The organism is Streptomyces sp. NPDC031379, from assembly GCF_055569615.1.
In genome coordinates, this window is sequence record NZ_JBVIIT010000023.1 from 55,149 (window position 1) to 65,291 (window position 10,143).

Annotated in this window: 7 protein-coding genes and 1 pseudogene; 4 read left to right on the top strand and 4 right to left on the bottom strand. The window is 75.7% G+C overall.

Features of this window, described 5'->3' with window-relative positions; translation table 11 throughout:
* Positions 1-68 precede the first annotated feature (68 nt).
* Both ACZ5CW_RS29780 and ACZ5CW_RS29785 read left to right on the top strand, forming a co-directional pair.
* On the top strand, positions 69-875 hold the full coding sequence (locus ACZ5CW_RS29780) for an N-formylglutamate amidohydrolase (protein WP_468606728.1): 807 nt from the start codon (positions 69-71) through the stop codon (positions 873-875).
* A 391-nt stretch (positions 876-1,266) separates the two neighbouring features.
* Positions 1,267-1,551 (top strand): annotated as a pseudogene (locus ACZ5CW_RS29785) (cytochrome P450); the annotation flags it as partial.
* Positions 1,552-1,557: 6 nt separating this feature from the next.
* Here ACZ5CW_RS29785 and ACZ5CW_RS29790 read toward each other — a convergent pair.
* The 3 genes from ACZ5CW_RS29790 to ACZ5CW_RS29800 form a co-directional block, all read right to left on the bottom strand.
* Positions 1,558-2,004, bottom strand: a complete 447-nt coding sequence (locus ACZ5CW_RS29790; protein ID WP_468606960.1) for a hypothetical protein — start codon at positions 2,002-2,004, stop codon at positions 1,558-1,560.
* A gap of 98 nt (positions 2,005-2,102) precedes the next feature.
* Entirely contained in the window at positions 2,103-2,741 is a 639-nt protein-coding gene (locus ACZ5CW_RS29795; protein WP_468606730.1) for an RNA polymerase sigma factor, read from the bottom strand.
* Complete coding sequence (locus tag ACZ5CW_RS29800; RefSeq protein ID WP_468606732.1) at positions 2,738-4,162, bottom strand: S8/S53 family peptidase; 1,425 nt, start codon at positions 4,160-4,162, stop codon at positions 2,738-2,740. Before ACZ5CW_RS29800 ends, ACZ5CW_RS29795 begins: the two co-directional genes overlap by 4 nt.
* Positions 4,163-4,238: 76 nt before the next feature.
* Between ACZ5CW_RS29800 and ACZ5CW_RS29805 the strand changes: the two genes are divergently transcribed.
* A complete protein-coding gene (locus tag ACZ5CW_RS29805) occupies positions 4,239-6,851 on the top strand; it encodes a CHAT domain-containing protein (protein WP_468606734.1) in 2,613 nt (870 codons plus the stop codon).
* A 171-nt stretch (positions 6,852-7,022) separates the two neighbouring features.
* Here the strand turns inward: ACZ5CW_RS29805 and ACZ5CW_RS29810 are convergent, their stop codons facing one another.
* Positions 7,023-8,768, bottom strand: a complete 1,746-nt coding sequence (locus tag ACZ5CW_RS29810) for a LuxR family transcriptional regulator AbsR2 (RefSeq protein WP_468606736.1) — start codon at positions 8,766-8,768, stop codon at positions 7,023-7,025.
* Between the two features lie 131 nt (positions 8,769-8,899).
* On the opposite strand from ACZ5CW_RS29810, the gene absR1 reads away from it, so the two are divergent.
* A complete protein-coding gene (gene absR1 / locus ACZ5CW_RS29815; protein ID WP_468606738.1) occupies positions 8,900-9,985 on the top strand; it encodes a beta-glucuronidase AbsR1 in 1,086 nt (361 codons plus the stop codon).
* The last annotated feature ends 158 nt before the right edge of the window (positions 9,986-10,143 follow it).

The window sequence follows — 10,143 nt, forward strand, 5'->3', positions numbered from 1 at the left end:
CCTCTTGTCAGTGGCGTGTGGCACCTTGATCGTGCACCACGCCACCGACGACACTCCTGGAGCAGCCCGTGACCGAACCCGCCCCCTCCTTCGAACTCCTCCCGGGAGCCCCCGAGTCGCCCGTGCTGCTGCATGTGCCGCACTCCGCGCGGGCGATACCGGACGACGTACGCGGGGGGATCCTGCTGGACGACGCGGCGCTCGAGCGGGAGATGGACCACATCACCGACGCCCACACCGCCGAGATCGCCGAGCGGGCGGCCGCCCTGACCGGGGTCATGCCCTGGCGGTTCGTGAACCGGCTGTCGCGACTCGTCGTGGACCCGGAGCGGTTCCCGGACGAGCGGGAGGAGATGCTCGCCGTGGGGATGGGCGCCGTGTACACGCGGACCACCCACCGGGGCGAGCTGCGGCCCGCGGACACGGATCCGGAGCCGCTCGTGGAGCGGTACTTCCGGCCGTACGCCCGGGCCATGACCGAGGCCGTGGCGGGACGGCTGGCCGCGACCGGGCGGGCCGTGGTCATCGACGTCCACTCGTACCCCACCGAGCCGCTGCCCTACGAGCTGCACGCCGCCGGGCCGCGCCCGCCGGTGTGCCTGGGCACGGACGCCTTCCACACGCCGCCGGAACTGACCGAGGCGGCCCGCAAGGCCTTCGCCGGGTGCGGGGAGACGGGACTGGACAGCCCGTTCGCCGGCACGTACGTGCCGCTGGAGTTCTACGGGAGGGACGCCCGGGTCGGTGCGCTCATGGTCGAGATCCGGCGGGACACCTACATGGCGGAACCGGGCGGCCCGGCCGGTCCGGGACTCGACCGGCTGGCCTCCGCCGTGGCCGCGCTCGTCGACGCCCTGGGGTCCGAGGCCCCCTAGGGCCGCCGGGACGGCATCCTCCGCTCGGTCCGCGGCCGTCGCCACCCGGTGCCGTCCGCCTGCGGTACCGCGACCGGATCCGCGACCGGTTCCGGGTCCGGTCCGGTGAGCGCGCTCGTCTCCACCGTCGTTATGCCTCCACCCGCGTACGCGCCTTGCGGGACTGGCCCGCGGCCGATCTGGACGGGACGGCGTTCGACCCGATGCTCGCCGGTCTCATACGCGAGGGCCCGCTGACCCGGATCCGGCTGCCGTTCGGCGAGGGCTGGGCGTGGCTCGCGACCCGCTGGGCCGAGGTCAATCACCAACGAGGTCGTCCGGGACGGCCCGCCCGCCGATCTGATCGAGCGGTGCTGGAGCCGTTCCCGATCACCGTCGTCAGCGAGGTCACGGCGAGCCGGTCTACGTCTCCTCCCTCGCCGCCAACCGCGACCCGGAGGTCTTCCCCGACCCTGACCGCAGCGACCCCGACCGGGATCCGCACCCGCACCTGGCGTTCGGCAACGGCCCGCACTTCAGCACCGGCGCGGTGCCGGCCCGGCTGGGGACCGAACTCCTCGTGGGCACGCTGCTGGACCGCCTGCCCGGGATGCGGCTCGCCGTGCCGCCGGAGCAGGTGCTCTGGCGGCACCGGACGATGATCCGCGGGCCGCGGACGCTCCCGGTCCTGTGGTGAGCGCGGTCAGGCCCGCAGCCACTCCGTGACGATCACCTCCGCGCCGGTCCGCAGCCGCAGGGCGAACGGACCGGCCGGCGGGGTGTCGCTGGTGAAGCGGCCGAGGGTGTCGACCGTGACCGGGCGGGCCGTCTGCGGGCCGCCGAGCACCTCGATGCGTGCCGACCGCGGCGGCAGCACCTGGCCGATCAGCCCGTCGCCGGTCACCTCGACGTCGACCGTCACCTCCCCCGCGCGGAACGTCAGCATCCGCGGCGCGTCCGTGACGCCCCTGACCGGCAGGGCGTCCACGAGCGAGTCGAAGGTCAGCTCGGCGATCCGGGCGTCGAGGTCGTGCAGGGCGTAGGCCTCCAGGGCGAGTTGGCGCAGCGCGTCGGGGACCGGGTCCAGGACGGCCGCCGCCTGACGCAGCTCCTCCTCCAGCAGCGCGTCGGCGAAGTCGTCGCCGTCCATGTCCTGCGCGCCCGCGAACTCCTCGCCGCCCGCTCCCCGCGCAGGGGACCCGTTCACGTCGTGTCCGCTCTCGCCGTGTCCGTTCTCGTCGCGTCCGTTCACGCCGCACCCCGTGCGTCCATCCGGGCCCGCAGCCGGCGCAGACAGCGCTGGCGCAGCGGCCCGATGCTGCCGACCGCGATGCCGAGCGCGGCCGAGATCTCCACGTAGCTGGGTGGCGGGGAGGCCATCAGCACCCGCAGCAGCTGCCGGCACCGGTCGCCCAGTCCGTCCAGCTCCTGCCACAGGCGGCGGACCCGCTCGGCGCGGTCCGCCGCCTCTTCCGAATCGATCAGCGACTCCTCCGGCGTACGGTCCTCGCTCGCCCGGTCGAGGACCTGCGGATCGTCGGTCAGCGTCAGCCGGGTCAGGCCCTTGAGCACCTTCAGGCACTCGTGGCGGGCCGTACTGGCCAGCCAGGAGCCGGCCTTGTCGGGTTCCCGGATCCGGCCCAGGTTCTGGGCGAAGCGGAACCACACGGTCTGGTAGACCTCGTGCCCGTCGGCGTCGGAGAGCCGGTGCGCGCGCACCACCGACCACACCAGCGGACTCATCCCTTCCACCAGCGCCTTCCAGGCCGCGGCGTCCCCGTCGACGGCGGACCGGACCAGCGCGCCGACCTCTGTTCGGTCCACGGCTCCACCCCTCGTGTACGGGTGGTCATCGTACGCCGTGGAGCGGAGGGTTCCGGCCCTCATGCGGGCAGGGCCGGGGTCGCGACCGGTACCGGGCGCCAGGTGGGCGGGCGGAGCGCCGGGACGTGCGCCCCGCGCACCTCGGCCCGGTCGGTGGTGCCCGCGAGCAGCCGGACGCCGGCCGTGCGCGGGTCGGGCTCCTGGTGCGCCGTCATATGGGCGGCCACGAGCCCCGCGGCGACCGGGGTCGCGAAGGAGGTGCCGCTCCACTGCGCGAGCCCGTCGAACATCACCTGGTCGGCCTTGGCCCCGGTGCTCTCCCGTCCCTCGCTCAGCACCCCGGTGTGGCGGGGGAACTGGCAGGTGCAGGCGTAGCCGTACCCGAACCGGCAGGCCTCGTAGGTGGAGTGCTGGTAGAGGTACGGCACGGGGGTGCCGAAGCCCGTCAGGGCGCTGGTGAGACGCTCGCCGGGAGCGTAGACCCGCACCCAGGGCCCGTGGTTGCTGAAGCAGGCCTCGGCGTCGCCGTCCGCGCGCAGCGCGCCGACCGACAGCACGCTGTCCGCGTACTCGGGCAGCGCGGCGTAGGCGGCGGGCCAGAACGGCGTGTCGCTGCCGTTGTTGCCGGCGGCGGCGACCAGCAGGGTGCGCTGGGCACGCAGTTCCCGCATGAAGGCGTCCAGGCCGATGAGACCGTCGTCGCTCTCGGCGGGCGTCCCCGCGGACAGGCTGATGACGTCGGGCCAGCCGTCCCGGTCCACGGCCTCGAAGAGCTTGGCGCCGAACTCGGACTCCAGGACGGCACCGGCGTCGTTCAGCATGCCGCTGACGGTGATGGCGGTGTTGGGTGCGACGGCCGCCAGGATGCCCGCGATGAACGTGCCGTGGCCGACGTACTGGTGGAGCACTCCGTCGGTGTCGGTCTCGGTCAGCTGGGCGTCGCCCGTGGTGTGGGCGAGGAGGGGGTAGGAGCGGTGGTCGTGCACGAGGCCGGTGTCGACGACCAGGACGCGGACGGCGGAGTCCGGGTGGTAACCGCCCTCCGCGGCACCGGGGTTGGCGGTCTCGGTGCGCGGGACGGGCACCGGCTCGTCGCCGGGGCAGGCGTTGACCGCGATGTGCACCACGTGGTTCCGACTGATCAGCCGGCGTCCTCGGCGGTCCTCGGCCTCCCGCAGGGCGCGCAGGGCGTGCGGCACGGCGTCGTCGCCCAGGCCCGGGTCGCCGACGCGGATGCGCGTGACGCCGGTGCGGCCGGTCTCGGGGCCGGTGCGGCCGACGTGTTCGGGCAGCAGCCCCTGGGTCGCGGTGAAGTGGGCGCGCACGGTGTCCTCGACGGCCCGGGCCTCCTCGCCGTCGCGGGCGAGGACGACGCCCTTCTCGTACAGGAAGTGGGCGTCGTCGTCCGGCCCCATGGCCAGTGGGACGTCGGGCATCGAGCGCTGGATGTGGTCGAACTGCTCGTGGAATCGCTGAGGTGCCATGTCGTGTCCTCCCCCTCAAGACGGTGTTCGACAGTGAGAGCCGTGGGGCCACCGTCTGATACAGCAGGCCACTACCATGCGAGACGTGACGGCGGGAAGCGAGTCGGTTCTCGAGCTGCTGCCCCTGGTGTTCGCCGACCCGGGCGAGGCCCGGGCACGCGCGGAACAGGTGCTGCACGCCCCCGCGCCGCCGTTGCACGCCAGCGTCGCCCACCAGGTGCTCGGTATCTGGCAGCGGGACTTCGGTGATCTGCGGATCGCGCTGCGGCACCTGCGGCGGGCCCGGGACCTCGCCGCGCGGGCCGAGTCGGCCGACCGGGAGGCCGATGTGCTCGCGACGCTGGGGGTCGCACTGGTGCACGCGGGGCGCACGCGGCAGGGGCTCGCGTCGTTCGAGCGGGGGGTCGCACGGGGCACCGGGCACACCCGGGCCCGGGTGCTGTACCGGCGGGCGTACGTGTGGTGGGTGCTGGGGCATCATCGGGAGTCCCTGGAGGACGTACGGCGGGCGCTGCCGGTGCTGCGGCAGGTCGCCGACGACATCTGGACCGCGCGGGCGCTCACCCTGCGGGCCACCGTGCACCTGGCGCTCGGCGCGGTGGACCGGGCGGTCGCCGACTTCACGGCGGCGGAGCGGCTGTGGGACACCACCGGCCAGGAGCACGACAAGGCGGACGCGGTGGAGAGCCGGGGGCTCGCCGCGTTCCGGTCCGGGGACATCCCGGCGGCGCTGCGGCTGCTGGACGAGGCCGAGGAGCGGTACGCGAAACTCGGGACGCCGACCTACATGCTGTCCGTCCGGCGCTGCGAGGTGCTGATGGCGGCCGGGCTCGCCCCGGAGGCGCTGGCCGAGGCGGACGCGGCGACAGCCCTGCTGGACCGGATCGGCGGGCAGTCCACCCGCAAGGCCGAACTACTGCTCGCCGCCGCGCGGGCCGCCCGCTCGGCCGGGGACCCGCACACCGCGATCGCCCGCGCCGCCGTCGCCGTACGGCTGTTCGCGGCACAGCGGCGGATGTGGTGGGAGACCCACGCCCGGCTGGTGCTGATCGAGGCCCGGGTGGCGGCCGGACGCCGGTCGGGGCGGCTGGTCGCGGACGCGGCGGCGGTCGCCGAGCGGCTGGCCTCGTTCGGCTCGCCCGCCGCACCCGAGGCGTCGCTGCTCGCGGGCCGGATCGCGCTGGCGCTCGGCTGGACGGCGGACGCGGAACGGCACTTGGCGGTGGCCGCGCGCAGCCGGCACGGCGGCCCGCCGACGGCCCGGATGACCGGCTGGGCGGCGCAGGCGCTCAGGGCGCGCGCGGCCGGTTCCCGGCGGGGTGTGCTGGAGGCGTGCCGCCGCGGTCTGGACGTGCTGGACGACCACCGCACGACCCTGGGCGCCTCGGAGCTGCGCGCCCATGCGACCGCGCAGGGCGCCGAGCTGGCCGCGGTCGCACAGGAGGTGAGCCTCGCCCAGGGCGATCCGCGGCGGTTGCTGGTGTGGAGCGAGCGCTGGCGGGCGACCGTGCTGTCCGCGCCACCGACCCGGCCGCCCGACGACCCGGCGCTGCTGAGCACGCTGACCGCCTACCGGGAGATCGCCGCGCGTGCGGAGGGCGCCCGGATGGAGGGGCGCCCGGTGCCGGCGCTGGAGCGCGAACAGCGGCGCCTGGAGCGGGAGATCCGCTCCCGCACCCACCACATGCGCGGGGCCGCGCCGGGCTCCGGGGACCGCTTCGACGTGGCCCGTCTGCTGGAGCGGCTCGGCGGCGGCCTGCTGGCCGAACTCGCCGTGGTGGACGGGCGGGTGCACGTCCTGCTGTGCGGGCAGGGGAGGGTACGGCGGTTCGACGGCGGGGCACTGGCGGAGGCGGTGGCCGAGGCCGAGTACGTGCAGGCCGGGCTGCGGCGGCTCGCGCATCCCGGGGCGGAGGCACGGCTGCCGCTCGTGGAGGCGGCGGGCCGACGACTGCAGGAGCTGCTGCTGGGCGGGGCCGCGGCACACCTCGGCTCGGGACCCGTGGTGATCGTGCCGCCGGGGGCACTGCACCGGGTGCCGTGGGCGCTGCTGCCCGCGCTGCGGGACCGGGTGCTCAGCGTGTCGCCGTCGGCGGGCAGCTGGCTGCGCGCCCGGGAGACGGAGCCGCCGCCGGACGGCCGGGCGGTGCTGGTGCGCGGCCCCGGCCTGGCGACGGGCGGTGCCGAGGTGGTGGAGCTTGCGGACCGGTACGGCACGGCGACGGTTCTGGAGGGCGACGAGGCGCAGGTTCCCCGGGTGCTGGCGGAACTCGACGGCGCGGGCCTCGCGCACCTCGCGGCGCACGGCACGTTCCGCGCGGACAGCCCCCTGTTCTCCGCGCTGCGGATGGCCGACGGCCCGCTGATCGTGCACGACTTCGAGCGGCTCGCCCGCAGCCCGTACCGGATCATCCTCTCCAGCTGCGACACCGCCCGCCTCGCCTCGGTCGGTGCCGACGAACTCCTGGGCCTGGTCGCGGCGTTGCTGCCGCTGGGCACGGCCGGGGTGGTGGCGAGCAGCGCGCCGGTCAACGACGCGGCGGTGGTGCCGCTGATGCTCGCCCTGCACAAGGGCCTCGGCGCCGGTCTCTCCCTGGCCGAGGCCCTGCGCGACGCCCGCACCGCCCTGCCCGGCGACGCGGTCCACCAGGCGACGGGCTGGGCGTTCGCGGCGTTCGGGGCGGCGTAGGCGCACCTCCCGGGCCGACGGCGCGTGTACGGGTGCGCGGGGCCGCCCGGAGCACGGGCGCCGGGGCCGGCGACGCGTGTACCAGGGGCGCGGGGAACTGCGCGACCGGCCACGATGCACCCGCAGCCGGCCACGCACCCGCGCCGCCCCCTTCCTCTCCCGCGCGGACGACTACGCCGACTCCGCGACCGGCAGGTCCACCAGCCACGGCAGCGCCCCCCGGTCCCCCGTGCCGAGCCGCGTGTACGCGCTGTACAGGTGGTTCCCTACCGTCCGCACCGACAGCGTCAACCGCTCCGCGATCTCCCGATTGCTGAGCCCCGCCGCCGCGAGCGTCACGATCTGCCGTTGACGGACGGTGAGTTCACCGAGGACGAGCCCGGACAGGGCCGGCGTGCGGGCACCCTGGCAGCGGCGGGCGAGGGCGACCGCACGGGTGCGGGAGAGCCGGGCGGCGCGCGGGTCGCGGTGGGCCCGGACGGCCTGCGCGTGGGCCTCGGCCGCGAAGAGCAGGTAGCCGCGCTCCTCGAGGGCCTCGGCGGCCAGGTCGAGTGCGGCCCCGTCGCCGTGGCGGAGCGCTTCGGCGTGCCGGGCGAAGACGCTGCCGGCCGGCAGCCTTCCGGTCGCCCGCTCGGGTTCGCCGAGGCGTACGGCGTCGTACAGCGCGTGCACGTCGTGCGGTGCGTGGCCGTCGTCCCCGGCCGAGTCGCCGCCGGCCGTCTCAGCCCTGGCGACCCCGGCGGCCGCCGTCCCCGACTCCGTATCGGCGAGGGCGAGTTCACCGAGGCACGCGGGGTCACTCGGCGCATGGCGCAGCCCTTGCGCGGCCCACGCCGCCGCGTCCCGCAGCTCGCCGCGCAGGCGCGCGTACCGGGCCCGTACGGCGGCGTAGTCGGCAGGCAGCGGCATGCCCTCCGCCACCAGCCACTCCCCCACCGGCGTGGGCACCGGCCGGACGTCCAGCTGCTCGATCCGCCGTACCAGCGTGCGCTGTTCGGCGTCCAGGGCCGGGCCGTGGGCGTTCGCGTCGGCGGCCAGCCGGCGGGCCCGCAGCCGGCCGGTCGTGGCCCGCAGGGCCGGGCCGTGCAGGGGGTGGGCCAGGGTGACGGCGCCCCGCTCGTCGACCTCGATCAGGCCGTCCGTCTCCAGGCGTTCCAGGATGTCGAGGTCGAGGTCCGCCAGAGGCAGCGGCAGGGGCTCGGCGAAGGCGAGGCGTTCGAGGGTGTCGCGTTCGCCGCGGCCGGAGCGCTCCAGGACCGGGGCGAGGCGCTCGCGCACGGCGGGTGTGACCGGCAGCGCGCCGCGCCAGGCCCGCTCGCCGGTGCCCGGGACGGGGTCCAGCCGCCCGGCGGCGCCGAGTGCGGTCACCAGGTCGCGCAGCAGCCGCAGATCGCCCTGGCACACGGCGTGCAGGCGGCCGGCCGTGAGGGGTTCCAGGCCCGCCGTCGCGAGCAGCCGGGCGGTGTCCTCGCGGGGCAGCGGGGCGAGGGCCAGCCGGGGCAGGAGTTCGCCGGTCCACAGCCGGGACACCGCGCCGGGCGCGGGCACCTCGTCCACCGCGGTCACGAGCAGGCGGGTGCGCCCGTGCACGGCGAGCTGGTGGACCAGGGCGGCGGAGGCCTCGTCCAGCAGATGGGCGTCGTCCACGACGAGCAGCCGTACGCCGGACAGGAGCTGGACCGCGCGGTGCAGGGAGACGGTGTCCGGGAGCAGGTGCGCGAAGGCCGCGAAGGGCAGGCCCGCGGCCTCGGGCGTGCCGGTCACCCGGGTGTGGTCCGTGCCCCGGACCGCCTCCGCCAGCAGCCGGGTCTTGCCGCGGCCCGCCGGGCCGGTCACCACCGTGCCGTGGCGGCCGGTGGCCAGCGACCGGCGCACCAGCTCCAGTTCGTCCTCCCGGCCGGTGAACGGCCAGGGCATCTCGAGTGTCTTCGCGTCCTGTTCGAAAGTCCTCACATCATCCGGAGCGCGCGTACTCAGGTTTGATACAGGTGGACTTGAGTAGCCCCCGACTCAGGCGCCCGGCATCGGCGGGCGGGCACGCTGGCCCCATGACCCGACGCCTCTGCTCGCTTCCGCGGCAGCCGGCTCCGTCCTTCGCGGCGGGGCTGACGGCCGAACGGCAGGGTGCGCTGCTCGCCGGGCGGCGGATGTGGGTCAACGGCACGGTCCTGCACTACTGCTTCCTCGACGCCGGCTCCGACGCCTCGATGATCCCGGTCCCCGGGACCGGCGAGCTGCGCCGGGTGCCGTGGGGCGGGGGCGAGGAGCAGCGGGCCGTGGTGCGCGAGTGCTTCCGCGAGTGGCAGGGGCTCGGCATCGGCGTCACCTTCGCCGAGGTCGGCGACCGGGGGGAGGCGGAGCTGCGGATCGGCTTCCAGGCCGGTGCCGGTTCCTGGTCGGCGGTGGGCCGGGAGGCACTGTCGGTGGGCCGGGGCGAGCGCACCATGAACCTCGGCTGGGACGTGACCGCGCCTGGGGAGCGCGGGACCGTCCTGCACCAGATCGGGCACGCGCTCGGCATGGTGCACGAGCACCAGAGTCCGTTCGCCGGGCTCCATTGGGACGACGAGGCCGTGTACGCCGAGCTGGCGGGCCCGCCGAACTTCTGGAGCCGGGAGACGGCGTACGAGAACGTGCTGCGCACGCTGGACGCCGGCGAGGTGAGCGGCTCGGTGTGGGATCCGCAGTCGGTCATGGCGCTGCCGTTCGGGCCGGGGCTGGTGCTGGAGCCGGAGCAGTACCGCGGGGGGCTGCGTCCGTCCGGTGCACCGTCCCCGGCCGACAAGGAGTTCGTGCTCCGCTGGTACCCGCCCGCCGACCCTGCCGGGCCGGCCGTGCTGGTGCCGTTCCGGTCGGTGCCGCTGGGTCTCGGCCCGGCGGAGCAGGCCGACTTCACCGTCGAGCCGCCGGAGACCCGCGCGTACACCGTGGGCACCTTCGGCGACGCCGACACCGTGCTCGTGGTCTTCGAGGAGCGCGACGGGGAACCGCGCTTCCTCGCGGGCCACGACGACGGCGGCGGCCCGGGCAACGCCGTTGTCGGGGTGCGGCTCGTCAAGGGCCGCCGCTACTTCGTCCGCGTCCGCCTCCACTCCACATGGGGCTCGGGGGAGACGGCCGTCATGTGCTGGTGACGGGCGCGGACGACGAGTACCACAGTCCGGCACCGGGGGAGCGGGGGGGGGGGGGGGGGGGGGGGGGGGGGGGGGGGGGGGGGGGGGGAAGAGAGGGAAAACAGAGAGAAGGGGGAGAAAAAAAAAAAAACACACGGTCCCCCGACGGGGGGCGGCCC